This window comes from Devosia nitrariae, assembly GCF_030160115.1.
Taxonomy (GTDB): Bacteria; Pseudomonadota; Alphaproteobacteria; order Rhizobiales; family Devosiaceae; genus Devosia; species Devosia nitrariae.
The window spans coordinates 57398-80407 of record NZ_BSNS01000023.1 but is presented as its reverse complement, the minus strand read 5'-3'; the positions used below and the strand labels follow the sequence as shown (position 1 = coordinate 80407).

32 protein-coding genes and 1 pseudogene are annotated in these 23010 nt (G+C 62.7%); 20 read left to right on the top strand and 13 right to left on the bottom strand.

Translation table 11 applies throughout. The features are described 5' to 3' along the window. Positions 1 to 26 precede the first annotated feature (26 nt). On the bottom strand, positions 27 to 605 hold the full coding sequence (locus QQK18_RS22510) for a dihydrofolate reductase family protein (protein WP_284342639.1): 579 nt from the start codon (positions 603 to 605) through the stop codon (positions 27 to 29). A gap of 196 nt (positions 606 to 801) precedes the next feature. On the opposite strand from QQK18_RS22510, the gene QQK18_RS22505 reads away from it, so the two are divergent. The 4 genes and pseudogenes from QQK18_RS22505 (at position 802) to QQK18_RS22490 (ending at position 3518) form a co-directional block, all read left to right on the top strand. Next, on the top strand, positions 802 to 1290 hold the full coding sequence (locus QQK18_RS22505) for a hypothetical protein (protein ID WP_284342638.1): 489 nt from the start codon (positions 802 to 804) through the stop codon (positions 1288 to 1290). 101 nt (positions 1291 to 1391) lie between these two features. After that, a complete protein-coding gene (locus QQK18_RS22500; RefSeq protein ID WP_284342637.1) occupies positions 1392 to 2186 on the top strand; it encodes a transglutaminase domain-containing protein in 795 nt (264 codons plus the stop codon). 223 nt (positions 2187 to 2409) lie between these two features. Further along, positions 2410 to 3147 (top strand): annotated as a pseudogene (locus tag QQK18_RS22495) (phosphotransferase); the annotation flags it as partial. A gap of 137 nt (positions 3148 to 3284) precedes the next feature. After that, positions 3285 to 3518, top strand: coding sequence for a hypothetical protein (locus QQK18_RS22490; RefSeq protein WP_284342636.1), 234 nt, complete (start codon positions 3285 to 3287; stop codon positions 3516 to 3518). A gap of 110 nt (positions 3519 to 3628) precedes the next feature. Here QQK18_RS22490 and QQK18_RS22485 read toward each other — a convergent pair whose 3' ends face one another. Next, positions 3629 to 4141: a GNAT family N-acetyltransferase gene (locus QQK18_RS22485; protein WP_284342635.1), complete on the bottom strand. Its 513-nt coding sequence runs from the start codon at positions 4139 to 4141 to the stop codon at positions 3629 to 3631. Positions 4142 to 4196: 55 nt separating this feature from the next. Next, positions 4197 to 4532, bottom strand: a complete 336-nt coding sequence (locus QQK18_RS22480; protein ID WP_284342634.1) for a hypothetical protein — start codon at positions 4530 to 4532, stop codon at positions 4197 to 4199. 333 nt (positions 4533 to 4865) lie between these two features. Here QQK18_RS22480 and QQK18_RS22475 point away from each other — a divergent pair, with 333 nt between their 5' ends. Then, a complete protein-coding gene (locus QQK18_RS22475; protein ID WP_284342633.1) occupies positions 4866 to 5732 on the top strand; it encodes a hypothetical protein in 867 nt (288 codons plus the stop codon). An 85-nt stretch (positions 5733 to 5817) separates the two neighbouring features. Here QQK18_RS22475 and QQK18_RS22470 read toward each other — a convergent pair whose 3' ends face one another. Beyond that, positions 5818 to 6060 (bottom strand): DUF6894 family protein, encoded by a 243-nt coding sequence (locus QQK18_RS22470; protein ID WP_284342632.1) that lies wholly within the window; start codon positions 6058 to 6060, stop codon positions 5818 to 5820. 116 nt (positions 6061 to 6176) lie between these two features. Between QQK18_RS22470 and ligD the strand changes: the two genes are divergently transcribed. Then, positions 6177 to 7064: a non-homologous end-joining DNA ligase gene (ligD, locus tag QQK18_RS22465; RefSeq protein ID WP_284342631.1), complete on the top strand. Its 888-nt coding sequence runs from the start codon at positions 6177 to 6179 to the stop codon at positions 7062 to 7064. A gap of 124 nt (positions 7065 to 7188) precedes the next feature. Next, positions 7189 to 7566, top strand: a complete 378-nt coding sequence (locus tag QQK18_RS22460) for a hypothetical protein (protein ID WP_284342630.1) — start codon at positions 7189 to 7191, stop codon at positions 7564 to 7566. Between the two features lie 75 nt (positions 7567 to 7641). Here the strand turns inward: QQK18_RS22460 and QQK18_RS22455 are convergent, their stop codons facing one another. Continuing rightward, positions 7642 to 8076 carry a hypothetical protein gene (locus tag QQK18_RS22455; protein WP_284342629.1) on the bottom strand — a complete coding sequence of 145 codons (435 nt, stop codon included), beginning with the start codon at positions 8074 to 8076 and terminating at the stop codon, positions 7642 to 7644. A 73-nt stretch (positions 8077 to 8149) separates the two neighbouring features. Here QQK18_RS22455 and QQK18_RS22450 point away from each other — a divergent pair, with 73 nt between their 5' ends. Next, the gene (locus tag QQK18_RS22450) at positions 8150 to 8467 is read left to right on the top strand and encodes a hypothetical protein (protein WP_284342628.1); all 318 of its coding nucleotides are present in this window, start codon (positions 8150 to 8152) and stop codon (positions 8465 to 8467) included. On the opposite strand, the gene QQK18_RS22445 is transcribed toward QQK18_RS22450, so the two are convergent. Beyond that, the gene (locus QQK18_RS22445; protein ID WP_284342627.1) at positions 8468 to 9265 is read right to left on the bottom strand and encodes an SOS response-associated peptidase; all 798 of its coding nucleotides are present in this window, start codon (positions 9263 to 9265) and stop codon (positions 8468 to 8470) included. It lies immediately after the preceding gene. Positions 9266 to 9529: 264 nt separating this feature from the next. On the opposite strand from QQK18_RS22445, the gene QQK18_RS22440 reads away from it, so the two are divergent. The 3 genes from QQK18_RS22440 to QQK18_RS22430 all read left to right on the top strand — a co-directional run bounded on the left by QQK18_RS22440 (position 9530) and on the right by QQK18_RS22430 (position 12381). Further along, the gene (locus QQK18_RS22440) at positions 9530 to 10564 is read left to right on the top strand and encodes a P63C domain-containing protein (protein WP_284342626.1); all 1035 of its coding nucleotides are present in this window, start codon (positions 9530 to 9532) and stop codon (positions 10562 to 10564) included. Positions 10565 to 10948: 384 nt separating this feature from the next. Continuing rightward, positions 10949 to 11563 (top strand): hypothetical protein, encoded by a 615-nt coding sequence (locus QQK18_RS22435; RefSeq protein ID WP_284342625.1) that lies wholly within the window; start codon positions 10949 to 10951, stop codon positions 11561 to 11563. Between the two features lie 2 nt (positions 11564 to 11565). Then, a complete protein-coding gene (locus tag QQK18_RS22430) occupies positions 11566 to 12381 on the top strand; it encodes a hypothetical protein (RefSeq protein ID WP_284342624.1) in 816 nt (271 codons plus the stop codon). A gap of 81 nt (positions 12382 to 12462) precedes the next feature. On the opposite strand, the gene QQK18_RS22425 is transcribed toward QQK18_RS22430, so the two are convergent. Together QQK18_RS22425 and QQK18_RS22420 are read right to left on the bottom strand one after the other, a co-directional pair. After that, positions 12463 to 13212 carry a helix-turn-helix transcriptional regulator gene (locus tag QQK18_RS22425; RefSeq protein ID WP_284342623.1) on the bottom strand — a complete coding sequence of 250 codons (750 nt, stop codon included), beginning with the start codon at positions 13210 to 13212 and terminating at the stop codon, positions 12463 to 12465. Positions 13213 to 13216: 4 nt separating this feature from the next. Continuing rightward, positions 13217 to 13519 carry a putative quinol monooxygenase gene (locus tag QQK18_RS22420; protein ID WP_284342622.1) on the bottom strand — a complete coding sequence of 101 codons (303 nt, stop codon included), beginning with the start codon at positions 13517 to 13519 and terminating at the stop codon, positions 13217 to 13219. Between the two features lie 165 nt (positions 13520 to 13684). On the opposite strand from QQK18_RS22420, the gene QQK18_RS22415 reads away from it, so the two are divergent. The 7 genes from QQK18_RS22415 to QQK18_RS22385 all read left to right on the top strand — a co-directional run bounded on the left by QQK18_RS22415 (position 13685) and on the right by QQK18_RS22385 (position 18599). After that, complete coding sequence (locus QQK18_RS22415; protein WP_284342621.1) at positions 13685 to 14701, top strand: Kelch repeat-containing protein; 1017 nt, start codon at positions 13685 to 13687, stop codon at positions 14699 to 14701. Between the two features lie 118 nt (positions 14702 to 14819). Continuing rightward, a complete protein-coding gene (locus QQK18_RS22410; RefSeq protein ID WP_284342620.1) occupies positions 14820 to 15272 on the top strand; it encodes a VOC family protein in 453 nt (150 codons plus the stop codon). A gap of 246 nt (positions 15273 to 15518) precedes the next feature. Beyond that, positions 15519 to 15860, top strand: coding sequence for an ArsR/SmtB family transcription factor (locus QQK18_RS22405; RefSeq protein WP_284342619.1), 342 nt, complete (start codon positions 15519 to 15521; stop codon positions 15858 to 15860). A 15-nt stretch (positions 15861 to 15875) separates the two neighbouring features. After that, positions 15876 to 16379, top strand: a complete 504-nt coding sequence (locus tag QQK18_RS22400) for an SRPBCC domain-containing protein (RefSeq protein ID WP_284342618.1) — start codon at positions 15876 to 15878, stop codon at positions 16377 to 16379. 748 nt (positions 16380 to 17127) lie between these two features. Then, positions 17128 to 17469 (top strand): ArsR/SmtB family transcription factor, encoded by a 342-nt coding sequence (locus tag QQK18_RS22395; protein WP_284342617.1) that lies wholly within the window; start codon positions 17128 to 17130, stop codon positions 17467 to 17469. Between the two features lie 3 nt (positions 17470 to 17472). Then, a complete protein-coding gene (locus tag QQK18_RS22390) occupies positions 17473 to 17979 on the top strand; it encodes an SRPBCC family protein (RefSeq protein ID WP_284342616.1) in 507 nt (168 codons plus the stop codon). Next, positions 17979 to 18599 (top strand): dihydrofolate reductase family protein, encoded by a 621-nt coding sequence (locus tag QQK18_RS22385; protein WP_284342615.1) that lies wholly within the window; start codon positions 17979 to 17981, stop codon positions 18597 to 18599. The genes QQK18_RS22390 and QQK18_RS22385 overlap by 1 nt, the downstream gene beginning before the upstream one ends. A gap of 110 nt (positions 18600 to 18709) precedes the next feature. Here the strand turns inward: QQK18_RS22385 and QQK18_RS22380 are convergent, their stop codons facing one another. Next, positions 18710 to 18859 (bottom strand): hypothetical protein, encoded by a 150-nt coding sequence (locus tag QQK18_RS22380; protein WP_239369110.1) that lies wholly within the window; start codon positions 18857 to 18859, stop codon positions 18710 to 18712. Positions 18860 to 19345: 486 nt separating this feature from the next. Between QQK18_RS22380 and QQK18_RS22375 the strand changes: the two genes are divergently transcribed. Beyond that, the gene (locus QQK18_RS22375) at positions 19346 to 20044 is read left to right on the top strand and encodes a glutathione S-transferase family protein (RefSeq protein WP_284342614.1); all 699 of its coding nucleotides are present in this window, start codon (positions 19346 to 19348) and stop codon (positions 20042 to 20044) included. A 9-nt stretch (positions 20045 to 20053) separates the two neighbouring features. On the opposite strand, the gene QQK18_RS22370 is transcribed toward QQK18_RS22375, so the two are convergent. Together QQK18_RS22370 and QQK18_RS22365 are read right to left on the bottom strand one after the other, a co-directional pair. Next, entirely contained in the window at positions 20054 to 20455 is a 402-nt protein-coding gene (locus tag QQK18_RS22370) for a DUF1801 domain-containing protein (protein ID WP_284342613.1), read from the bottom strand. Positions 20456 to 20507: 52 nt separating this feature from the next. Beyond that, positions 20508 to 21020 (bottom strand): AAA family ATPase, encoded by a 513-nt coding sequence (locus tag QQK18_RS22365; protein ID WP_284342612.1) that lies wholly within the window; start codon positions 21018 to 21020, stop codon positions 20508 to 20510. Positions 21021 to 21164: 144 nt separating this feature from the next. Here QQK18_RS22365 and QQK18_RS22360 point away from each other — a divergent pair, with 144 nt between their 5' ends. Then, positions 21165 to 21914: an NYN domain-containing protein gene (locus QQK18_RS22360; protein WP_284342611.1), complete on the top strand. Its 750-nt coding sequence runs from the start codon at positions 21165 to 21167 to the stop codon at positions 21912 to 21914. A 144-nt stretch (positions 21915 to 22058) separates the two neighbouring features. Here the strand turns inward: QQK18_RS22360 and QQK18_RS22355 are convergent, their stop codons facing one another. Both QQK18_RS22355 and QQK18_RS22350 read right to left on the bottom strand, forming a co-directional pair. Beyond that, a complete protein-coding gene (locus QQK18_RS22355) occupies positions 22059 to 22403 on the bottom strand; it encodes a hypothetical protein (protein ID WP_284342610.1) in 345 nt (114 codons plus the stop codon). A gap of 93 nt (positions 22404 to 22496) precedes the next feature. Next, the gene (locus tag QQK18_RS22350) at positions 22497 to 22790 is read right to left on the bottom strand and encodes a hypothetical protein (RefSeq protein ID WP_284342609.1); all 294 of its coding nucleotides are present in this window, start codon (positions 22788 to 22790) and stop codon (positions 22497 to 22499) included. Between the last annotated feature and the right edge of the window lie 220 nt (positions 22791 to 23010).

Here is a 23010-nt window from a genome sequence, read left to right as displayed (position 1 = left end):
GGATCGATGGCGCCGCAGCCGTTGGGTCACGTCCTGTAGCTCAACACCACTCGGCCGGAGGCGGCCGGCTGCGCGCCGACGAAAGTGAGCTGCCGCCTGTCGCTGACGCCTTCGAACAAGGCCCGGCCGCCGGCGAGAAGGAGCGGATGCACGATGAGCCGGAGCTCGTCCAGGAGCCCCGCATTCAGGAGGTTCGTGACCAGCGTCGGACCGCCGACGACGTAGATGTTTCCGCCCTCCTTGTCCTTCAGCTCACGCAGCTTATCGAGATCCTTGACGATTTGCGCCGTTGGCGGCCAGGAGACGTTCTCCAAGGTCTTGGACACGACATAGTGGGGCGTCTCGGCAGCCCGCCGCGCATAGGCGACCTCGCGCTCGTAGGGCAGGCGTGCCTGGAAGGGCGGAATACTCTGCGGCTCGGCGTGGATGGCCGCCCAGTAGTCGCCATAGCCCGGATACATGCCCGCGCCCTGGACGAAAGCATCGACGTCCGGAATGAGCTCCAGCGCATCTGCCCACGAATCCACCCACTCTTCTCCCGTCTGGTCGGACCCTTGCGTGAACCCGTCCAGCGACACCTGCATCCCAGCGATCATTCTTCTCATGGCAATTCCTCGTGTTTGGCGGCCCCGTCGCCGCGAGGGGGATGCCTACATCCTGGCGGAGGTCGCCCGTGAGTAACATTGGCGGCGCGATTGGCGGTTGCTGAGGGGGTTTGTTCTGCACGGGCCAATGCAGTACTTCAGTTCATGCGACCGAGCGCGGTCCGGCATGCGAGCTGCAAAAAAAGGGACCAGTGGCATGACCCAGCTCTTCCTGGACCACTTCGAAGGCTTCGGGAGTATGCTCAACCACTATTTCGAGCGGTCACCGTGGAGCGTGCGGGAAATCTCCGACACCGATGGATCGAGCAGGGGTGAGCGAGGGTCGAGGTATCAGAGGCGCTATGCGATCCGTAACGCCTCGCATCAGGTGGGCACGCTTGTTCTATCGAACGCGGACGACTATTCGCTCGAGAGGCCAAACGTTCACGCGAACGTCGAAATCCACGTCACCCGCACCATTCCAGCCTCGACGCTCGCGGAGCTCCTCTTTGGCATTGCCTGGCATGTCGCAGGCGCGACGCCCGAAGAGCTCGAGACCTCGCACCAATCCATTCGCGATGCCACGGGGCTGGACGGACCTCCTGACATTCGAGTGATGGCCCATCCCACCGCAGTGCGGATAAGCGGATCGGCACTTGCCTATCTCCGGCGCGTCGGCATCGCGCGGCGTGAACGGCTGGAGTAACTTGCCCGTCGCGACTGGACGGTTCAGCCCGTTGCCGGCCTTCCCTCATGTCGCCGAACCGGGTTCTGTTGGGTTTCCCGTACCGACCGCCGGCAAACCTCATGGAAGATCTCGATCGCTGGCTCACCCATACGCGCTTTTCCAATCCTGGCCGCCATGCCCGGTCGATCGCCGCCCTTTCCGCCGATGTCGCGCGTCTCAACGAGATCATCCAGGGCGTGCTGGTGCATTCCAGCTGGCTGAGGGAATACGGGCTCGATACACCGAGACTCGACGCCGGGGCTCGAACGACGTTGCCGTTTGCCGAGCGGCTGGACGATATCCTGGCAAGGGATCCACGCCCTCTCGAGGCACAGCGACCACCCGAGCTGAGGTCCATCGGAACCTGCCGGGATTATGCGCTGATGCTTTGCGCGATCCTCCGCGCCAAGGGTATTCCCGCCCGCGTGCGCTGCGGCTTTGCCGCCTACTTCCACCTGGTCTGGGAGGATCACTGGGTGTGCGAATACTGGGATGCGAGGCGCCGGTCCTGGCGCCTCAGCGATGCGCAGATCGATCCCATGCTCAAGCGGCAGAATCGCATCGATTTCAATCCGGCCGACATGCCGCGCGAGGTGTTCCTGACGGCGGGCGAGGCGTGGACGAAGTGCCGGCGGGCAGAGGCCGATGCCGGCGACTTCGGCCATGGCGAGACGACGGGCATGTGGTTCATCAAGGTCAATGTGCTGCGCGACCACCATGTGCTCAACGGGCGCGAAACATCGCTCTGGGACCGCTGGCGGGAGGCGCCGGCTGCATCGCGAACTGTGTGCGATGAGGAGCTGCAGCTGCTCGACAGCCTTGCTGCGCGGCTGGAGCAGGAACTGATCGCCGCCACTCCGGAGTGGATCGTATAGATCGGGCTGTTTCGTCCACTCGGGAGGGCTGCTAGCTTCACGACATGCCCGTTGAAACCAGCATCTCTGAGAATGATTTTCCCGCCATCCTCTCCAATTACGATTTGGGCAGCTATCGCGGTTTCCAGACCTTCGCCAACGGTGCCGGGCAGACCACTGTGTTGTTGGAAACCACCCGGCGAAAGGTGGTGCTGCGGTACTACGAGAACCGCACGGTCGAGCACGTCGCTTTCGAAGCGCAGGTTTCCGCCTTACGAGCAAGCGGTATCCCGTGCCGGCGATCATCAAAAATCGCGCCGGGGAATATGCAGGCACCTATCGCGGCAAGCCCTACATCCTCATCGCGTTCATCGAGGGTGAGCACGGCGCGAATCCGAACGCCCGCTTCGATGCCGAACACGCCGCTCTGGTGGTGGAGACCGTTGCCCGGCTGCACACCACCATCCAGGACTATTGCCCCGCATATTTTTCCAACCGCGAAGCGTTCGACGTCGCCTATTGCTGGCGGCAGTTCCAGAGGAAGCACCAGGACTTGATCGAGACCGCGGATGGACGGTGGTTCAAGGCCGAGCTCGACGGGCTGGTGTTTCCGCCCGACATGCCGAAAGGCCTTTGCCATGCCGATCTCAACTACGGCAATTTCCTGTTCAGGGACGGCGAGGTCGTCGCCGTCCTCGATTTCGACATGAGCTTTTATGGCTTCCTCATCTACGACATCGCCAGCCTCATCTATTGGTGGGCCATGCCGCCTGAAGGGGGGTTTCGACGCGAGGCGACGCGCTTCATCGTGGCTGAATACGAGAAGCATCGGTCGCTGAGCGAAACCGAGCGCGCGCATATCATCGATGCTCTCAAGCTCATCGTGCTGCTCGGGATCAGCTGGGGGGATCGCTCTGAGATCGCGGGCGAGCGGGAAAAGATCGAGCTGCTGAACGCGGCCGGCGCGGATGTCTTCGGGTAGCTGCGCGGCCGAGATCACAGCAGGGTGCCGACCCAGGCTGCGGAGTGGAGCGCCCGACACCGTGCAAATGTGACTCGACAACCATTGGTGGCCTTTGCAATATGCGAACAAAACGAGAACAATTGCAGAGTCCCGCCATGCCTACTTCCGCATATGAACCCGTCGAAGTTCCCGAATACATCGAGTTCACCATCGATCTCGGCGCGCGACCGGCGCACAAGCCGCCCCTGACAAAACGGGAAGCAGCGTCGATGCTGGAGGCCGGTATCCGGTTCTCCATCTATCGACCGGCGACCGGTGAGTTCGCCGTAAGCTTCCCTTACGTGACCATCCTCGACACCGTGCGCAGGAGACTGACATTCCGGCAATGAGGAAAAGCGTTTCAGAAAATCCGCGGTACACGCGGATACTTCATAATGATTTACCGGATCAGGACGGGCACGTCGTCTGGCGTGATAATACCGGACGGAAGCAGGCCGGCCTACGGCTTCGGCGCTGTCAGCTCCCGCACCAGCCAGACCAGTTCTCCGCGCTCGTCATCCGTGCTGTGGTGCCGGGAAAAGCCGAGCTTTTCCAGCACGCGGAACGAAGGCGTGTTCCACGCCCGCACCGTCGACCACAGGCGCCGCCGGCCGGTGGCGATGGCCGCTTCGACGATGGCGGTGGCCGCCTCTGTGGCGTAGCCGAAGCCGTGGGCCCCGCGGAAGAGCTCATAGGCGATCTCGGGTTCCTCGATGGTGGACCGGCCGATGATCAGCCCGCAATAGCCGATGCAATCGCCCTCGGCGCGCCGGCGCACGGTCAACAGGGCAATGCCGGTCTTTGCCGCGCTATCCTCCTGCACCCCCATGACTTCCCGCGCCTCGTCGGCCGACGGCATCTGTCCATTGCGCTCGACAACAAGCTGCCGCCACCAGGCTCCGTCCGCCTGGGTGAAGGGCTGGAGGGTCAGGCGTGCGGTCTCGAGGTGGAGGGGCATGGGGGTGAAGGGCATTGGCGGGTTCCGGATCGCTGCTGCGGACAGGCTAGCCGGGCGGCACCTTGCCTGGCTAGCCACCGGCGCGCTTGAGCAGCGTGCGGGAAAGAACCCCATGGGTTTCCGTGATATGAGGCGGCGCGGTGCCGTTCATCAGCCGCTCGCCCCAGCGGAAATCGATGATGAAGAGATAGTCCTCGAGCGTTTCCGTCGGACCATCGAGATCGATTTCGAACGGTTCGTTCCTGGGCAGGTTGCGGGCGAGATCGTCGCGGCGCCTGAGTTGCCAGACGGCTTGCGTTGCCGCGTCGGCGCATACCTGCTTGCCGAGGCACCTGCCATGGTCATTGAAGTCGCCGACGCTTGCCGACCATACCCAACGCTTCTCGCCGGAGGTGGCCAGGAACATCCGCGCCCGGGGCGCGACCGGCGCACAAGCCGCCCCTGACGGAACGAGAAGCTGCGTCGATGCTGGAGGCGGGGATCCGGTTTTCGATCTACAGACCGGCGACGGGAGAGTTTGCCGTCAGCCTGCCTTACGTCACTATCCTCGACACCGTGCGCGGGCGGCTGACGTTCCGGCAGTGACGGCCATCAGTTGCGGGAACTACCCCGCTCATGCACCGCCGCCCAAGGTCCCGCGGAGGCTTGCGCCGGCAGTACCGGTCAATATTGTTGCCGCATGCAAGCACCTGACGATTTGACGGATTGGAGCCTTCACTGCTTTTGCCTCGGTGCGCGCGTGACGCCGCACGCCGAGGTGCGCGCGCATGGCCGTCTCCTGCTCGCGGCCCTGCCGGGTGTCCCTGTCAGGAGCGTGGCGCATTCCGACCTGGCGCGGCTGGAAGCGACGCGCCTGCTGGTGCGAACCGGCGACAGTGTCAGACCCGCTTTTCCCATTCTTGGCCCGGAGCCGACCGATGTTCTGAGGCGGCGTGCCGGCGCGGTTGCGCTCGAATTGGTTGAGGACATGCGCGCGGGTGCCCAAGCGGTCGTCGACGCCTTGCGTGACGAGGGCTTCGGCGCGCATGGCCAAGCCATCCTCTTCGGTCATGTCCTCGATGGGCTCGCCTGGAACGCTGTGCGCGTGAAGGCCGATCTGCCCGAAACGACGCTCACCGCGGAACGGCCGGATTGGAACGGTCTCTTCTGGGCGAGCTACCCCAAGGCCGACTACGCCGGCGGGACCAACGAACTGACCTGCGGGCGAGCGAGCCTAGTGATGGTGTGGGACGAGGCCAATGCCGATGCGTTGCGCGCCATTGCCGCTGCCCCGCAAACCGAAATAGTTCTGAAGGGGGTCTCCGGATCCAGCAGAAGGACTGAACTGTTGGGCGCCGAACTGCCCGTTGTCGGCGCAACCGCAGGACTCTGGATCGAAGATCAGTGCGCGCGACTCGCCGAAATCATCGCGGATCGGATGGCTGGAGAGACGGACCTGCTGGCGCGGCTCGCCGATTTCGACGTGCACCTGACCAAAGCCGAACTCAACGTCATCTTCGGCCACGAGATGATCTGGGCCACCGCCAAGGCGATGATTGCGAGCGGGCTGTTCACGCCTCCGCCTGCCGGTGCCGTCGGTCCGGCGATGTTCGTTCGGCTGGAGTAGTCAATCAGCAGGGGCGAACTCCACCTGGCGCGGACCCGTCGCGATTGTCGAGGATGATCAAAAGACGGCAAATGCTTTCCGCCAGTCACCCCTGGGGCAGGGGCGGCGTTGCGGAATAAGAGAGAGCAACCCGTAGGACCACGATGCTGGCTTCGTCCCGGACGTTGATGGCTATGTCTCGTCGTGTGTCCCGGGAGAGATCGTTTTTCACAGCGGCGCTGAGCGCCTCGTCTGCCTCTCTCTTTGCTGCCTGCAGGCTTGCCAGATCCCGCCCGACATAGTCACGAAAGGCGCTTCCGTTCTCAACATCGAAGAAGTAGTGCGGCATGGACGTCACCTCCTCAGAGTACGTCCCAATGCCGTTCCATGCCGGCTCGTTGCCGGCATTCACTTCGTATAGTTAAAAATCCATCTTTTCTGTCGACGCTGCGTTTACCTCAAACGATGTTCCGGCGCTTCCAGCTTGCCAGGCTCGTCGACAAAGTGCCGGACGGTGACGACTGGCTCTTCGAGATGAAGTTCGATGGCTACCGATGCGAGGCCGAACTCTTCGGCAGCAAGGTGACCCTTTATTCGCGTGGCGGACATGACTGGACCGGGATCTTCTCGCATCTGGTGCCCGCATTCCAGAAGCTGACCAAGGGCTCGGCATCGATAGACGGGGAAGTTGTCGCCATCGACGATGAGGGCCGCGCCAGCTTCAACCTTCTGCAGAACTCGCTGAAGCGGAAAGCCCCTATCGTCTTTTATGCCTTCGACCTCCTCGAGCAGGATGGCGAGGACCTGCGCGGCCTGCCGTTGATCGAGCGCAAGGATCGCCTTGAAGCTTTGCTTGGGGAACGGCGACCGACCGATCCCATCCAGTTTTCCTCCCACATCATCGGCCACGGCCAGGAGGTGTTCGAGAGAATGTGCGCCAGCGGCCATGAGGGCGTGATCGCCAAGCGCCTGAACGCGAGGTACCAGAGCGGTGATCGTTCGCCGACCTGGCTGAAGGTCAAATGCACGAAGCGGCAGGAATTCCTCGTGGTCGGCTGGCGGACCAATGAAGAGGGTGAGGATTTGCGCGCGTTTCATCTTGCCGAGGAGATCGAGGGCAAGCTCGTCTATCGCGGCCGCGTCGGCTCGGGCATCACCGACAGGGAGCGGCCGGGTTTTCTGGGTGCGGTTGAACTCATCGAGGTCGACGAGCCGGTCCTGGCAGTGCCGCGGGAAGAGCGTAAGCTTGGCCGGTGGGTTGAACCGCGGCTGGTCGCCGACGTTGCGTTTACAGAGGTGACGGAGGAGGGGACACTACGTCACCCCTCGTTCAAGGGCATCCGTGTGAGGTGACCGATGACCGACGAAAACGGCCTTGGAAAGCCCCGACCCCTCCATCTTGTTTCAAATTGCAAGGGACACATGAGCCGACGCGCTGCGTTCTAGAAAAGCGCGGGGCATTCAGATGAGGCCCATGATGAAGCACTTGGATTTAGTGACGGCAGTGGCTTTTGCCGCCTTCGCAGCCGTCCCCGCCGCAGCGCAGGACGTGACGTCCGCGCCCATCGTTGCCGGTGGTGACACAACGATCGTTTATGTGTTCCCGACTTCGCCGCAGGCGTTTGCTCCTGTCGTCGGCCTGCCGTCGTTCCTGATGATGCCGGGTGCCGATGCCCCCCAGGTGGCAACGCAGGTGATCTACTCGACGCCGGTCCCGGCTGCATCGACGCAGCAGGTGGGAAGCGTCGAGGTGGACTGCAGCAACTTCACCGGCCCCGTCACAATTGCGGGTCCCGATGCCTTCGGCCTCGACAAGGACGGTGACGGCATCGGTTGCGAGGCGGAAGACCGCTGAGCCAGGCGCGCCGCACGCTCCCCTGGTCTTGTGACCGGACGGCGCGCCTGGAGGTTGAGGGTGACCGCAATCGTTCTAGCCGCCGGCGCGCTTGAGCAGCGTCCGGGATAGCACCGCATGGGTCTCGGCGATGTGAGGCGGCGCGGTGCCGTGCATCAGCCGCTCGCCCCACCGGAAATCGATGATGAAGAGATAGTCCTCGAGCGTTTCGGTCGGACCATCGAGATCGATCTCGAACGGCTCGTTCCTCGGCAGGTTGCGGGCGAGATCGTCGCGGCGCTTGAGCTGCCAGACGGCCAGAGTTGCCGCGTCGGCGCATTCCTGCTTGCCGAGGCACCTGCCATGGTCGTTGAAGTCGCCGACGCATGCCGACCACACCCAGCGTTTCTCGCCGGAGGTGGCCCGAAACATCCGCGCCCAGGCGATGCGGTCGATCGGCAGATCGGCCTGGTAGTCGTCGGGCCTGTCGTCGGAGCTACGGCGCCAGGGCAGGCGGGGCGGTTTGCTCATCGGTCGTCTCGATGTGATTTGTTCCTGTTATGTTCTTATTCTATGACTCAGACCTCGAAAGGAGGTCAAGAGAGTGCCGGAACGCTATCCACCGCCGGGCAAGTACCGGGTCAGGAACTACATGGGCAAGGACCGGGTGATGGTGGTCAAGTGCGGCGGGTGCCACCGGATCGTGCGCTACCTCGTCGAGGACATCGCCGCGGTCAAGGGCGAGGACTGGGACATCACCTGTCCGCCTTATCCCTGCTCGACCTGCGGCACGCGCGACGCCATGGGCGTATTTCTCAAGGAGGCCACCAAGGCGGACGTGGGTGTGATGGATATCCGCCGGCCGTGGAAGGTGGTCACGATCCAGAAGTGGAAGACGGTGAAGCTGGGGGACAAGGTTTAACTAAAACAGCGAGCCCTGGGGGTTCGTGGGTGGTTCTGCCGGCGTCTCACCCTCCGGCGGCGGGTCTTCCTTGAAGCCGCGCGAGATGATCTTCAGCAGGCCGTCGGGCAGGGGGCGCTGAAGCTTCTTGGCTTCTTCCCATGGCGCGGTCATCCAGGTCTCGACCTCCTCAGGCGTCCTCAGGATCACCGGCATGGCCTTCGGGTGGATCGGCGCGATCTCGGCGTTGGGCTCGGTCGTCAGGAAGGCAAAGAGGTCAATGGTGACCTCCCCTTCCTTGATCTTCCTGACGCTGGTCCATTGCGGGGTCCAGATGCCGGCAAAGAAGGCCAGCGGGCGCTCGGCGTCGAAGGCGAACCAGATGTCCCCGCCCTCATCGGCCTTGAACTCGGAGAAGCTGTTGAAGGGCACGACGCAGCGGAACTCGGGCGCGAGCCAGCGTTCCCAATGCTTGCTCGTGGTGTTGCGGATGTTGGTCACGCCGCGGTCGGGCTCCATCTTGAGGAGCGCGTTGAACTCGTCCTTGTCGAGGTCGCGCCCTTCCTTCTGGCGGATCTTCTGCGCCCGCCGCTTGGCGGCCTCGAACAGCTCGCGCGACGAGGTCGGCATGCCCCAGCGCACCATGGCAAGCTCCACGCCCGCCTCGGTGTTGCGCACGATCGGCGCGAACTGGTCGGGAAAGATCCCCGGCATCGGCGCGAAGTTCCCGAGGTTCTGGTTCTCACGCCACTGCCGGCTGGTCCGCACGAAATCGCGGATCGCCTGCACGTTCGAGGTCATCGAATAGAGGTTGCACATGGGCGCTCAGGGCGATGGACAGGACCGGGATGTATTGAGGTCCTTTTGCGTGTTGATGGCAAGAGGCCCGAGGGCTAGGGCGCAAGTGCGGCAGGAAGCGCGCGAGTCCATGACGCGGAGCGTCGGGCGGAGATTGCTCTGAAGGCAGCGGCCAAGCGCTGGACCTATCAGCAAGCATAATTTGTGAAATTCTAGCTGATTATGCTTGCTAAGGCCAGCAAGCATACGGTACGCACCTTGTGAGCAGACACAAGGTGATTCCACATGGTTGAAGATCTATTCGGTCCGGGCGAGACTCCCCAGCAGAAGGGGGGCAAGGCGCGAGCCAAAACCCTATCTCCTGAAGAAAAGAGCGATATTGCGCGGCGCGGAGCAGCGGCCAGATGGGGTTCGCCTCGCGGGAAGGACGTTGCTCCGGGTCTGCCCGTCGCCACTCATCAGGGAAAGATGACGGTGGGCGCGTTGGAACTTGATTGCTATGTCCTGGCTGATGGGCGGCGGTTGTTCCACAAGCGCGGGATGGCACGGGCGCTGAACATGAAGTCCGGGGGCGGGAACGTCTTCATGCGGGCGATGCGTCGCAAGGGGCTTGGATCCGAACTCGACCAAAAGCTGGTTCAAAAGATCGAAAACCCGATCAATTTCAAACCTTTGACCTTGGATCTAGGCCACGGCTACGACGCAGAGGTTTTGGTCGACGTGTGCAAGGCCATCATCCGTGCAGACGACGCCGGCAAGCTGACGAGCGCGCAAGAGGGGCTGGCGGCACAAGCGCGGATCCTTTTGAATGCCTTCGCCAAGGTTGGCGTTACCGCGCTGATCGATGAGGCCACGGGTTTCCAGGAGATCCGGCAGCCTGACGCACTTCGGCTTTTGGTGCAGCAGTACATCGAGGTCGAGAAGAGGGAATGGGACAAGCAGTTCCCGAACGACTACTACGATGAATTGAACCGGGTATATGGCAGCCGCAAGCTGACCACGACCGCCAACGGCACGGTGATCCAGAACCGTCCTCAGCACTTCGCTAGGTTCACGCGGTCCTACGTCTATCACCCGCTTGAGAATGGAGCGGTTTTGGAGGAATTGGACCGGATCAACCCCAAGATCGACGCAAAGGGTACGCGTAGGGCTCGGTTCCACCAACACCTGACTGAGGGATATGGTATCGAGAAGCTCAAGCGGCAGGTGCAAGAGGTCCTTACCCTCATCAAGGTGTCCGACAACGTCTCTCAGTTCAAAAAACTATTTGCCCGGCGGTTCCCGAAGGTGGGCACGGATCCGGATCTGTTCGACAATTAAGTGAACAGGGAGCGACGGGGGTTTTGGGAGCTGTTGAACTAATCGAGATCGACCAGCCCTCTCGGTACCGCGCGAGGAGAAGCGCCTGGGCCGTTAGACCGGGCCGCGAGTGATCGCGGACGTCGCCTTTACGGAGGTGCCCGAGGAGGAGACGCTGAGGCATCCCTCGTTCAAGGGCAACCGTGTGAGGCATCTGCCCAATGCCGTGCGAATATAACTCGACAACCACTTGCGGCCTGCGCTCGGACGGGTGAGTAGTAATCTGAACAGGTTTGACACGAGCGGTTCATTGGAGATCTGACTTTGGCAGGAGGCGCGTTGTGCCTTGGCGAGGGGCGTGATAGTCTATAACTTCACTTGATGAATACCTTTTGGGGGAGGGGTATGCTCAATATCAAGTTAATACCATTCATCGCGTCCGGGCTGCTCGCGCTGCTGTTCATTCTGGTGTGGCTGGTGGGCTGGCTGATTATTGTGCCCGTGGAAGATGTGGTGGTCTCTAGCGACGCCACCAGCTTGGAACTTTCGCAGTCAACAACCCGTCTTTTGACCGCAGTTGACCAGTCGGTAACGATGATAACAGGACTGATTTTTGGACTATTTGTCCTGGTCGGTTTCGCCATTAGTCGCTCTGACAGGCATTTCTCGAGTTTCAATGCCTGGGACCGATCGGCTGGAGCATTGTTCCTGATATTCGTGTTTCTCGCTGTCTATCTGGGCCATGCTGCCCGGATCCAGGCCGTAGTTCACCTGCCGAAGCCCTACGACGAGGTAGAGGCTATAAAGCTACTGGAAGTCGCGCTGTCGGCTAACCTAGGTCGACAGGCGTTTTGCGCGGGGCTTGCGGCGGTTTTCGCAATATTCTTGGCTCTCAGAGCGATTGTCGACAAAGGGGGGGTGGCCCGCGACGATGCAATCGTTTTCCCGATCATCGTAACAGTGCATGCTGGCGGGAAGGTGGCTGTTTCGCCCAAAGAGGCGTTGGAGCAGGGGGGATAATTTTGGCTCGTCTCTATTGGAAGGCAGCGGTTATTGCTGCCGCTGCGACAGGACTATCGAGCAATGCTTCGGCGCAGGACACACTGGCGCCGTGTACGCCCGAACTTGTGTCGAAGGCCATGGCAGGCCTACCAGATGAGATCGTGGTTGATGGAAGCGAAGGGATCGAACGACTCTCGTCCGCTTATGGCTGCCAGTTTGAAGACCTGACCAACTGGCCGGTGACCGTGGTGGTGAATGCAGATCCGCTTGCGGACCGGAGCGTGCGTGCATTCTTTGCTGCACTTACTCCGGAGAGTGATGGAACGGTCGCTAAGGTTGCTGACTACTGGCTTGTCGAGGACACAAAAACCAGTCAGTTCTACGCGGTAGAGGCGGCAATTGCTGAATGGAAACCGGAGGTCACGCTTAACGTGAAATCCCTAGTCCTGCCTGACCTAGAGGCGATGTTGCCGTATATCGACGATGGCAGTGACCAGCCCACTAGCTATGGGTATAGTGTTGCCGGGCCAGACCCGGCGGTGCTGGAGGATCGATCACAAGCCGCGATGGTGTGGGCTATGACCTTCAGATGGGAGATCGGACCAACCGAGCGTGTGCTCGTCACCTTCCAGTCGATTCCGGAAGGTGCGGATCTTTATCGAGGAAAAACTCATGTTGCCCAAACAACCGCACAGCTCGATACAATGCCAGGCAATCTGAGTTCGTATACATTTAAGATGGCTAACTATCAGGACTGCCCCTACTCCCAAGCCAGCAGCAGCGAGGGCGTGGGTCGCGGAATGATGACGGTCGTATGTGAACTTCAGCCAGAGTGATTTGGCCGCACGACGCCGCTGTTGACGACCATCCTCAGAGCCCCATCGCCGCCGGCGTGAAGACTGGCGCGCCCAGCCCCGTCACCCCCGATACGCCATCCGATACTGTGACGGCGTCATACCCATCACCTGGCGAAAGGCGGCGTTGAATGCCGAAAGCGAGGTGTAGCCGACCTGCAAGGCGACGTCGGTGATGGATGCGTTGCCAAGAGCCAGGATCTCGACCGCATGGATGATGCGGATGCGCTGCAGCGTCTCGCGCCCGGTCATGCGCATTTCGCTGGCGAAGCGCCGGGCGAGCGTGCGCGGGGACTGGCCGGTGGCGCGGGCGATCACGGCAAAGTCCGGCTGGTCGGCAGGGGCGTCCTCGATCATGGCGAGCGCCCGCATCATTTCCCGGCTGGTGGGGACGGGCAACACGCAGGGGCTGGGCGTTCGCGCCAGCTGGCCGATCACCGAGGCCAGGGCGCGAAACATTTGGCGGGCATGGGGGGTCTGGTCTTCGTCATCGCGCCCCCATTGGCGGCACTCGCGCACCAGCTCGCGGGCAAGGGGCGAGACGTCGAACACCGCCAGGGGCTGGGACGGCTTGAACATCGCGCTGTCGAAGAGAACCGAGGCGGAGATGAAGCGCGCCGGCACCGATATCCTCACCGGATGGTCCGCCTCGATCAGCGCCCCGCGCGCCGGCGGCAGCGTCCAGCGCCGCCCGTCTGCCTCGAGTCGCAACGAGCCTTCGAGGGCATAGACGAAATAGTGCCGGTCCAAGCGGAATAAGCGTGGACCGGCGGCTTCGAAGGCGCGGTGGATGCAATAGGCTTGCGGCTCCATGCCGTCAGTTTATCACTTCAATGAGTTCCGCGCTGAAGCGCTTGCTGACGGGTTTGGCGGTCATCATCGGGCGCAGAGCCGCACCAAAGCTCCTGAAGGTCTCGGAAGCGGTATAGGCGGCAAGGTCCTCCCCGGCCTCCCACTCCTGCAGGATACCGACAGCCGTGTCGTCAGTCGGATCGGAGAAGGGAATATAAGCGATGCAACCCGGCATCGCCCGCACGACAGGTGCGCCGGCGACAAGGGTTTCGAGGGTCTGCTGACGCGTTTCGGGTGCGACGGTGAAGCGAAGATGCACAACCAGCATAGAACAGTCCTTTCGTGTCCTGGCGGGGTGATGAAGACCACGCCTCAACAGTGCCATCGCCCGAAATGGCAGGCTTGCGTTCGCCGGACAATCTTTTGCTCCGATCTGCCAACTTGCCGCCCGAAATGCCGGATAAATTCAGTGGTGGAAACGGATTTGGTGCGCATGACGGCTCCGGGCCGCCGCGCACTGGAGGCCACCATGCCGATCCTTGCCAATCTGCGCATGTTCCTGTTCGCGGGGATGCTCGCGCTCATCGCGCCGAACCTCGCATTCGCTCAGCTTGCGGAAGCGTCAGGCGTTTGGATGAATGCGGCGGCGCTGCCGGAAGCGCGCACCGAAGTGAGCCTGGCCAGTGACGGCACGCGTCTCTATCTCGCCGGCGGCTTTTCCCAGACGGGCGGGACTTCGGCCGGCGCATCACGCGCGCTCTTTGCCTATGAACCCGACGCGGATGCCTGGACCAAACTGAGCGAGCTTCCGGAAGGCGTGAACCACGCTCCACTCGTCCATCTCGATGGCAGGCTCTACGTCGTCGGCGGCTACCGCGAGACAACCTCCGAGCCCATCGACGCTTTGCGCATTTATGACATCGAGCGAAACAGCTGGAGCGAGGGCCCGCCACTGCCGACGGCGCGCGGTGCACTTGCGGTCGCGGTGCACGAGGGCCGCATCCACGCCATTGGCGGCGTTGACCACAACGGGAACACTGGCGCTCACGAGATTTTCGACCCGCAAACGCAAAGCTGGACGCATGCGGCCGCCCTGCCGACGCCCCGCAATCACCATGCCGCGGCCTCTGCCGGCGGCGAGATCATCGTGCTCGCCGGTCGCAACCGGGAGACCTCCACCCTGACCGCCAACGAGATCTACGATCCCAAAGGCGACCGCTGGCGCAGTGGTGCCGATGTGCCGACCGGGCGCAGCGGCGTCGCGGCCGCGGTGCTGGGCGGGCAAGTCTATCTCTTCGGGGGCGAAGCGCTTGACCCGCGCTCCACCTTTGACGAGGCCGAGCGCTACGACCCGTCAAGCGACAGCTGGGCGACGCTGCCGGCCATGCCGACGGCGCGCCACGGCCTTGGTGTTGCGGTTCTCAGAGGACACATCCACACCGTTGCCGGCGGGCCGCAAGCCGGGCTTACCTTTAGCGACACACACGAAGTTCTCGCACCGGAAGATTGACGCTGGCGCGTTCGGTCGGGCCGTGTGGCGCGCACCAACTGGCGGCCAGCGGCCCAAAGCTGACAAAAGAAGGAGACTGTTGTAGGCTTGGACTGCCACGCTTGGGAGGACGAGAAGCATGCCCCTAGCATCCGGCTGCCAGCATATTGCTTTGGTGACAGCGGACCTTGAGCGGTTCATCTCTTTCTATGAGCGCGTCTTCGACGCAAACACCCGCTGGGTTCTTGACGAGGGACAAGTGAAACACGCCTTTGTCGATCTCGGCGGTGGCTTCTGCCTTCACCCCTTCGAATTCGGCGACGGAAATCCAGAAGCGAACGCAAAACCGGGAATGTTCGCACGGGGTCATATCGACCATCTGTCGATTGCAGTTTCGGACAAGGAGACGCTGCATCTTTTGCGCGATCGTCTTATGGCCGAGGGCGTAACGGACGGCACGATTGCGGATTGGGGCATGCTGGAGCAGTTTTCCTTCCTCGACCCCGACGGGATGGAAGCGGAAGTCAGCTTTCCCAAGGACGGCACCCCCCGAACATTTCAAGAGCGCACGACTGAGCCTCCGCCCGGCTAGAAGCGGGGTGCGCCGCCGCTCAGCATCTTGGGTCGCAACCGCAAGCAATCCCCGCTCCAGCGGGATCCTCTCGGATTTGCCACGGGCCGCTGGCGCAATGCCGTAGCGCTCCGCCCGCCACAGTCACCTCCACTCGCGCACCTGTCCAAGGACACGGGCCCTTTCGCGTTTCCGCTCAAATCGGCTTGACCTGTATTAAACCGTTTGGTATTTTACTCATCAGTAAAATACGAATGGTTGAGCACGATGACCGATCCTCTGAGCACGACGCTCGCTGCCCTGGCCGACCCCACGAGACGGGCCATATTGGCGCGCCTGTCCACGGGGGAGGCGAGCGTCAATGAATTGGCCGAACCTTTCGACATGACGCTGGCGGCCGTCTCCAAGCACATCAAGGTGTTGGAGAATGCGGGACTCGTCAGCCGGAGCAAGCAGGCGCAGTACCGCCCCTGCGCGCTGGACGCCACGCCAATGCGCGAGGTGGCCACCTATGTCGAGACCTATCGCCGCTTCTGGGAACAGAACCTCGATCAGCTCGATGCCTATCTCAGGAAACTTCAGACCCCGGACTCCAACACGAAAAACTAAACGAGGAGACTTGCGATGAACGCCCAGACTTTCCCCAATCCTTTCAAGACCGAACTGCCCGCCAACGAACCGCTGATCATCATGTCGCGCACGTTCGATGCACCGCTGGACCTGGTGTGGAAGGTGTGGACCCAGGCCCGGCACGTTGCGCAATGGTGGGGGCCGCATGAGGCCAATCGTGTCGTCGAATACGATGTTCGCACCGGCGGCAAATGGCGCGTGGTATCGACCATGCCCGACAAGTCCGAAATCACCTTCTTCGGCACCTACCTGGCGGTCGAACCCAAGTCGATGATCCGCAACACTTTTGTCGTCGAAGGCATGTTCGAAGAGGATCCGCGCTATTACGAGGAGCATCACTTCGAGGAGCGCGACGGCAAGACCTATTACCGTTCGATCTCGAACTTTCCCGATTTCGAGATGCGCAACGCCACGGTCGATACCGGCATGGAATGGGGCGCCAATGTCTCCATGGTCAAATTCGACGAAATCCTCGAACAGCTCAAAGCCGAAGGGTAGATCCACCCTGCCTCAAAATCGCGTGGCGCGGAACTCGAGTGGGGACCGCGCCACGTTTGCTGCCTGCATTGTCGGCGTGGCTCTCGATTTCGACGGGGGCATGCGCATTCGTGACAAGCTAACACCATCCAGAGCATCGTCTCTGCGCAGAGAATTTGAACAACAACCAAGGAGCCACTACGGCACGCGCCCAGCTACCGCATCCAACCCTGCGAGCACGTCGCACACCCCGCCTGGGTCCTCGCGTCGAGGCGCGAGGATGACATCGCGGGGTGTGAGGCGGCAGTGCTAAAGCCGCAGCAGCGTCTCCACATCTTCGCCCCTGGCCAACCGGACGGGCACTCCCGATCTCTCCGCCGACCACCAAGGACACCCACCCACCGCTGTCATCCTCGCGCTTCGACGCGAGGACCCAGGCCGAGCGCACAACACGCCCGGCGCCGGGGTGCGGTCGCTGTTGGACGGCGGTCGATGCGGGGGACTGCGGCGGCGCCCCCTCTCCGTGCCGGGAACGCTACGCCAGACGCCGGAGTGCCGACAACATCATCGGCATTCGTCGTCCACTGCTTGCAACCGGAATCGACCGCCCCAGATGCGGCCTTAAGCCAGAGCGGTACCGGGGTTGTCAGAGGTGATGCCGCATCCACAAGGTGTCATTCCAGCGAAAACTGAAATTCTGGTGGACGCGACCGGGGGAGGTGATCGGGTGTCGTCTTGACATATGCCTATATCGGCATATGATGCGTTCATGGCACGAGCAGCGACAACGTCGGATGTCTTCAACGCGATCGCCGAGCCGCAGCGCCGGGAGATCCTGGTCCTGCTGCGGGCGGGTGAGCGGCCGGTGACCGAGTTGGCCCAGGCGTTGGGAATGACCCAGCCGGGGGCGTCGAAGCACCTGCGGGTTCTCCGGAAAGTCGGGCTCGTGCGGGACCGCAAGGCAGGCAAGCAGCGCCTCTACGGCCTCGATGCACGCCAGCTGCGAGCGGTCCACGAGTGGACCGGCGGGTTCGAGGGGTTCTGGAACGAGAGCTTCGACCGGCTGGATGCCTATGTGCAGGGCCTCAAGCAGGCAAGGCAGAAGGAATAGCCGATGAGCGCGATGGGACGAGGAATGCCCGCGCAGTCCGCGACTACCGACCGCGAGATCGTGATCTCCCGGGTCATCAACGCCCCGCGCGAGCTGGTGTTCGAGGCGTTCACCGACGTCCGGCACCTGTCGCAATGGTGGGGACCGGAGGGGTTCACCACCACCACGCGGGCGTTCGAGTTCCGCGTCGGCGGGGTGTGGGACTTCGTGATGCACGGACCCGACGGGACGGACTATCAGGAGTGGATCTCCTGGACCGAAATCACCCCGCCGGAGCAGATCGCGATGCTGCACGGCGAGTCCCGCGGCGACCCGAACGCCTTCGAGTCGGCCTTAACCTTCGCGCCCGAGGGCGCGGCGACCCGGGTCGAGATGCGCACAGTGTTCCCCACCAAAGAGCTGCGCGACGCGGCGGTCGAGAAATACCACGCAATCGAGGGCGGCCAGCAGACCCTGATGAAGCTCGCCGCCTATGTCGCCCAGATCGCTCGCAAGGGAGTAGAGGACTGATGGCCGGAAAGGTGTTCTTTAGCGTCACGATGTCGCTGGACGGTATCATCGCACCCGAGTCCCCTAAGGATTTGATGGGGCCCAAGTGGGTGGAACTGCAGCGATGGTTGTTCCCGCTGCGGTTCATCCGGGAGAACCTGAAGCTCGGCAAGGGCGGCGAGGAGGGGCGCGACAATGATATTGCGCGCGAGACGTTCGAGCGCACCGGCGCGAGCGTGATGGGCAAGCGCATGTTCGACGCCGGCGAAAAGGCGTGGCCGGAGGAGGCGCCGTTCCATACGCCGGTGTTCGTCGTGACGCACGAGAAGCGTGCTCCCTGGGAGCGGCCGGGTGGGACCATTTTCCTCTTCGTCAACGATGGCATCGAGTCCGCGATCGACCAGGCTCGAGCGGCCGCCGGCGACCGGGATGTGCGCATCGCGGGCGGCGGCGCAACGATTCTGCAATATTTGAACGCGGGCCTCGTCGATGAGTTCTCGATCGCGCTCTCACCGATGCTCTTCGGCTCGGGCATCCGCCTGTTCGAGGGCGTGGACGCGAGCCGCGTCGCCCTGGAGCCGGTCCGCGCGGAGCCGTCGCAGCGCGTGACCCACCTGACCTACGCAGTCCGGAAGCGGTAACGGTCTCGGCCTCGGCGCTCCCCTGCCGAGGGCGGCAGCGTTGGCTCCAAATCTTTGAAGTGGCGCGTTTTCGAACCGCAAAAGTGGTGTCCACTTTTGCTGAAAACGCTCTAGTGACGCTTGAAGTATTGCACCTCGCGCTCGTGCTTTTCAGCGGCCTCGCGAGATTTGAACGTTCCGAGATTCCTGCGCTTGTGGGTCTTTGGATCGACCTTTCGCGAATAGAGACGATATTCGCCCGATTTCAGCTTGCGGATCATGGCAACCTCCTTGATGTCCATAAATCCTTTGTGGCCGTCCGGGTTCCTGGGTGCGTCGGAGCTGCGGGGCTTGCCCATACACCTTGCGGCTGGTGTGGCATCTCAGGGTGGGTCCCGACCTTCGTCGGGATGACAGCCGGTGGTTGTGGAGGTAGGGGCGACAAGGCCGAGCGGCAGTGAGGCATAAGGCCCCCCACCCACCGGGTGTCATCCTCGCGCAGGCGAGGACCCAGCTCTGACGACCTGCCCTGCAACAAGAGTGCAGTGACGCTCGCTACCCGTGCTCCATTCACACACCTTGCGGCTGCTGCGGCATCTCAGGATGGGTCCCGACTTTCGTCGGGATGACAGCCGGTGGGTGGGGTGGTGTGGTGCCTCACCTCGGCCTGGTCCCCTCCCACCGCAAATCCCTTGGCGAAAAAACACCCGGCCCCCTGTCGATCGCCCGGCCGGCCGTTCGTCTACTCCATAAAAAGGAGACCAGAGATGAGCAACATCGCCGCCATTGCAGCTGCCCGCAGCGTGCAGACGACCCCCACCATCACCGCCTTCGAGCGCTCGCCCGATGGCGGGATGGGGCTGGCGCGGGATACGCGCGTGCGCTGGGCGCTGGAGGAAGTGGACCAGGCTTACGAGGTGCGCCTGGTCTCATTCAGCGCGATGAAGGAGCCGGCGCATCGCGCGGTGCATCCGTTCGGGCAGATCCCGACCTATGAGGAGGGGGATCTCGCGCTTTTCGAGAGCGGGGCGATCATCTTTCATATCGCGGAGCGTCATCGGGGCCTGCTGCCCGAGGATGCCGATGCCCGGGCGCGCGCCATCACCTGGATGTTCGCGGCGGTGAGCACCGTGGAGCCGCCGATCCTCGAGCGCGAGAACGCCAGGCTCCTCGAGGGGGGCGAGATCTGGTCGGCAGAGCGGCTGCCGCTCGTTACAGAGCGTGTGCGCAAGCGGCTGCGCGAGCTTTCCGATCGCCTTGGCGATGCCGACTGGCTCGACGGCACGTTCAGCGCCGGCGACCTGATGATGGTCAGCGTGCTGCAAAGGTTGAAGCCGTCGGGCCTGCTCGAGGAGTTTCCCAGGCTTGCCGCCTATGTCGCCCGCGCCGAAGCGCGACCGGCCTACCGGCGCGCGTTCGCGGCGCAACGGGCGGTCAACACCGACAGGCCGGTGGCAGTCGGATAGAGGGCCGCTTCAGGATATCCGGTCCAGCCGGCCCTTCTTCTTGATGATGTTCTTGTAGTCCCACTGGATCAGCCGCGCCTCTTCCAGCCAGCGGGCGAGCGCGGCAGCGTCGATCTCATCAGGGGACGTATAACGGATCTCGGCCGCCTTGAAGGTCCCTTCGGGCGTAAGGCCCGGCGTGGCGAAGGACTGGCCGCTCCAGAAGAGCAGGCGCACGCTCGACTTGAGCTTGCTGTAGCCCACGATCGGGTTGCCATCGAGGAACCAGACGGGATGCGCATGCCAGATCTTGCTCTCGGCCTCCGGGAGCTGCCGATCGATGATCTCTTTCAGCGCAGTGCAGATTTGGCGGTCCTCGCCGGTCTGCGCATCATTGTAGGCGAGGATGTCCTTGATCTTTTCTGCCGTCATGGGGCCGTCCTTGTCCAATCTCCTCAACGGCGTCGGTTGCAGCCGCTCCCCCTCACTCCCCCAATATCACCGCCACCACCTCTTCCACAGTCAACCCCGACGAGTCGATCCATTTGCCGACCCGTGGCGTTTCGCGGACCAGCGCCTCGGCCAGCACCGATGGCGGGAAACCGTCGGAATAGCCAGTCTTGGCCCGGTCGCGATCACGCTCGGCGAGGGTCTCGATGGAAGGCGCGAGCACCACGACGCGGGGCTCGAGGTCGGCGAGGCGGTCGATGGCGGAAAGGAGATCCTCGCCGATGAGGATATCCTGATAGACCACAGCAAAGCCCGCCCGGTGGTAGCGGCGGACGACGTCGGTGGCGATCTCCTGGCGCAGCGTCAGCTGGGCGCGGGCCTCGGCATCGAGCACCGGGCCCATCACGGCGCCGCCATTGACGATCATCCTGAGGAACGCATCGCCGCCGACATGGGCGGAGCGGGGGAAGCGCTGGACCAGCGCCTTGGCGACGGTCGATTTGCCGGCGGCCATGGCGCCGGTGATGATGAAGAGGGGTTGGCTCATTGGCCGACGGTACAAGTGGGTGCAGTCGTTGGCTACATCAGGGTACCTGGCAAACCGATTGAACTGAATCTCAGGCATCGTTGTTTAAACGAAACGCGTGATAGGTAGACAAAAACAACCCGTGCCTGAAAGGACTCCTGATCAGTGGCTACCGAGAAGCGCTCTCCACGCCTGGCAGTTCTGATCGACGCAGACAACGCGTCGGCCAAGATCGTCGACGGTCTTTTCGACGAGATCGCCAAGATCGGTGAGGCCAGCGTTCGACGCATCTATGGCGACTTCGCCAGCTCGAGATCGAAAGCGTGGATCGATGTCCTGGCACGCCATGCCATCATCCCGCAGCAGCAGTTCGCCTATACGACCGGCAAGAACGCCTCCGACATCACGCTCGTCATCGATGCGATGGACCTTTTGCATAGCGGCCGTTTCGACGGCTTTTGCCTGGTCTCATCGGACAGCGACTTCACGCGGCTGGCCGCTCGCATTCGCGAGCAGGGCATCGACGTCTTCGGGTTCGGCGAACAGAAGACGCCAGAGAGCTTTCGTCAGGCCTGCCGGCGCTTCACCTACACCGAAAACCTGCTCCCCGATGCGCCAGCCAATGTGGAGGCCGCAGGCAGCAAAGCCAAGCCGCTGCAGCCACCGGGTGCGGCCGCGACGATCATCCGGCGCGTTCTCGGCCAGATGGAGACAGAAGACGGTTGGGCACCGCTCGGAGCTGTCGGAACGCAACTGGCGAACCTCTCGTCGGATTTCGATCCGCGCAATTACGGCTTTCGCAAGCTCAGCGATCTCGTGCGCAAGACCGATGCTTTCGAGATCGACCACCCGGAAGGGCGGGCCATTCGCATTCGCGAAAAACCATCACCATCCAAAGCCTCTGCGAGACGGTGATTCTGACGGCCTTGCCATTGGGCTTCCCAAAAGCCGAATTGTGGCTCTGGTGCTGGTGGCGTCACACGTGCCGGAAGCGGCAGGGGGTTCCACCCTGGCATGATGAACGCTGCTGCGCGATGGCCGACTGTGTTGCTGGATCCTTTACACAACCAGGGCAAACAAAAGCCAGGCAAGCGCGGCCAGACGGGCGAGTCCTCGTTGTACCGGACTGCTTTGCAAAGAAGCCTTCCAGACGGCAAATGTCGCAAAGACGCAGTAGGGCCAGTTCGCGACATAGGCGATGACGATCCACGCAGTGGGCGCATTGTTGAGCGCCAGAACGACGACAAGCGCAAGACTGAGCAGGACAAGGCCTGAGCCGATGGCGACCATGTCGCGCCAGAAAACGATGGCGAGAGGTGCGGTGCCGGCAAGCCGGGAGGTGAAATACGAGGCGATTGCCGCGCCGGCGCGGGAAATCGAGCTGGAGTTTTGGGCATCGAACATCGCGTGTCAGCGTCTCCGGGGTGCTCAGCTCAAGCCTTGGATTGAGACCGACGATTTGCTCGAGGTTACTCCAATAGGGTCGACCAACGCGGCCTATTGAAGGCGGCGCGTCAGCTGGGCGCGTGCCTCGGCTTTGAGCACCGGGCCCATGACGGCGCCGCCATTGACGATCATCCTGAGGAACGCATCGCCGCCGACATGGGCGGAGCGGGGGAAGCGCTGGACCCGGGCTTTGGCGACGGTCGATTTGCCGGCGGCCATGGCGCCAGTGATGATGAAGAGGGTTGGGTCATTGCGGGACCACATCCGCGGGCGGGGCTGGTTGCTACTGCAGGAGCCGGTTTGCGCCGCGCCCACGCTTCCCGTCGAGAAGGAATGGCTTGCCATCCACCATCTCCCCCTCCCCCTCCCCCTCCCCCTCCCAGAGCGTCTCGCCGACCATGAAATCATCTCCGTAGAGACGCCGGATACAGGTGGCTCGTTCGCCCCGGGGCACTCGAATAGAGCATCTGGTAGTATGCCCGTATCTCGCCGCGATCGGTCAACTCACCAACAGGCGACGGGATCACTTCATGCCGGATGGGGCCCTCAGCCAAACTGGACATCA

Coding starts and splice junctions, on each gene's coding strand:
- QQK18_RS22395 (WP_284342617.1), top strand. CDS start 17,128: ATGGCACGAGCAGCGACAACGTCGGATGTCTTCAACGCGATCGCCGAG.
- QQK18_RS22390 (WP_284342616.1), top strand. CDS start 17,473: ATGAGCGCGATGGGACGAGGAATGCCCGCGCAGTCCGCGACTACCGAC.
- QQK18_RS22440 (WP_284342626.1), top strand. CDS start 9,530: ATGGTTGAAGATCTATTCGGTCCGGGCGAGACTCCCCAGCAGAAGGGG.
- QQK18_RS22420 (WP_284342622.1), bottom strand. CDS start 13,519: ATGCTGGTTGTGCATCTTCGCTTCACCGTCGCACCCGAAACGCGTCAG.
- QQK18_RS22455 (WP_284342629.1), bottom strand. CDS start 8,076: ATGAGCAAACCGCCCCGCCTGCCCTGGCGCCGTAGCTCCGACGACAGG.
- QQK18_RS22365 (WP_284342612.1), bottom strand. CDS start 21,020: ATGAGCCAACCCCTCTTCATCATCACCGGCGCCATGGCCGCCGGCAAA.
- QQK18_RS22355 (WP_284342610.1), bottom strand. CDS start 22,403: ATGTTCGATGCCCAAAACTCCAGCTCGATTTCCCGCGCCGGCGCGGCA.
- QQK18_RS22410 (WP_284342620.1), top strand. CDS start 14,820: ATGCCCCTAGCATCCGGCTGCCAGCATATTGCTTTGGTGACAGCGGAC.
- QQK18_RS22445 (WP_284342627.1), bottom strand. CDS start 9,265: ATGTGCAACCTCTATTCGATGACCTCGAACGTGCAGGCGATCCGCGAT.
- QQK18_RS22505 (WP_284342638.1), top strand. CDS start 802: ATGACCCAGCTCTTCCTGGACCACTTCGAAGGCTTCGGGAGTATGCTC.
- QQK18_RS22510 (WP_284342639.1), bottom strand. CDS start 605: ATGAGAAGAATGATCGCTGGGATGCAGGTGTCGCTGGACGGGTTCACG.
- QQK18_RS22480 (WP_284342634.1), bottom strand. CDS start 4,532: ATGTTCCTGGCCACCTCCGGCGAGAAGCGTTGGGTATGGTCGGCAAGC.
- QQK18_RS22415 (WP_284342621.1), top strand. CDS start 13,685: ATGACGGCTCCGGGCCGCCGCGCACTGGAGGCCACCATGCCGATCCTT.
- QQK18_RS22350 (WP_284342609.1), bottom strand. CDS start 22,790: ATGGCAAGCCATTCCTTCTCGACGGGAAGCGTGGGCGCGGCGCAAACC.
- QQK18_RS22500 (WP_284342637.1), top strand. CDS start 1,392: ATGGAAGATCTCGATCGCTGGCTCACCCATACGCGCTTTTCCAATCCT.
- QQK18_RS22470 (WP_284342632.1), bottom strand. CDS start 6,060: ATGCCGCACTACTTCTTCGATGTTGAGAACGGAAGCGCCTTTCGTGAC.
- QQK18_RS22485 (WP_284342635.1), bottom strand. CDS start 4,141: ATGCCCTTCACCCCCATGCCCCTCCACCTCGAGACCGCACGCCTGACC.
- QQK18_RS22490 (WP_284342636.1), top strand. CDS start 3,285: ATGCCTACTTCCGCATATGAACCCGTCGAAGTTCCCGAATACATCGAG.
- QQK18_RS22380 (WP_239369110.1), bottom strand. CDS start 18,859: ATGATCCGCAAGCTGAAATCGGGCGAATATCGTCTCTATTCGCGAAAG.
- QQK18_RS22385 (WP_284342615.1), top strand. CDS start 17,979: ATGGCCGGAAAGGTGTTCTTTAGCGTCACGATGTCGCTGGACGGTATC.
- ligD (WP_284342631.1), top strand. CDS start 6,177: ATGTTCCGGCGCTTCCAGCTTGCCAGGCTCGTCGACAAAGTGCCGGAC.
- QQK18_RS22370 (WP_284342613.1), bottom strand. CDS start 20,455: ATGACGGCAGAAAAGATCAAGGACATCCTCGCCTACAATGATGCGCAG.
- QQK18_RS22400 (WP_284342618.1), top strand. CDS start 15,876: ATGAACGCCCAGACTTTCCCCAATCCTTTCAAGACCGAACTGCCCGCC.
- QQK18_RS22435 (WP_284342625.1), top strand. CDS start 10,949: ATGCTCAATATCAAGTTAATACCATTCATCGCGTCCGGGCTGCTCGCG.
- QQK18_RS22375 (WP_284342614.1), top strand. CDS start 19,346: ATGAGCAACATCGCCGCCATTGCAGCTGCCCGCAGCGTGCAGACGACC.
- QQK18_RS22405 (WP_284342619.1), top strand. CDS start 15,519: ATGACCGATCCTCTGAGCACGACGCTCGCTGCCCTGGCCGACCCCACG.
- QQK18_RS22460 (WP_284342630.1), top strand. CDS start 7,189: ATGAAGCACTTGGATTTAGTGACGGCAGTGGCTTTTGCCGCCTTCGCA.
- QQK18_RS22425 (WP_284342623.1), bottom strand. CDS start 13,212: ATGGAGCCGCAAGCCTATTGCATCCACCGCGCCTTCGAAGCCGCCGGT.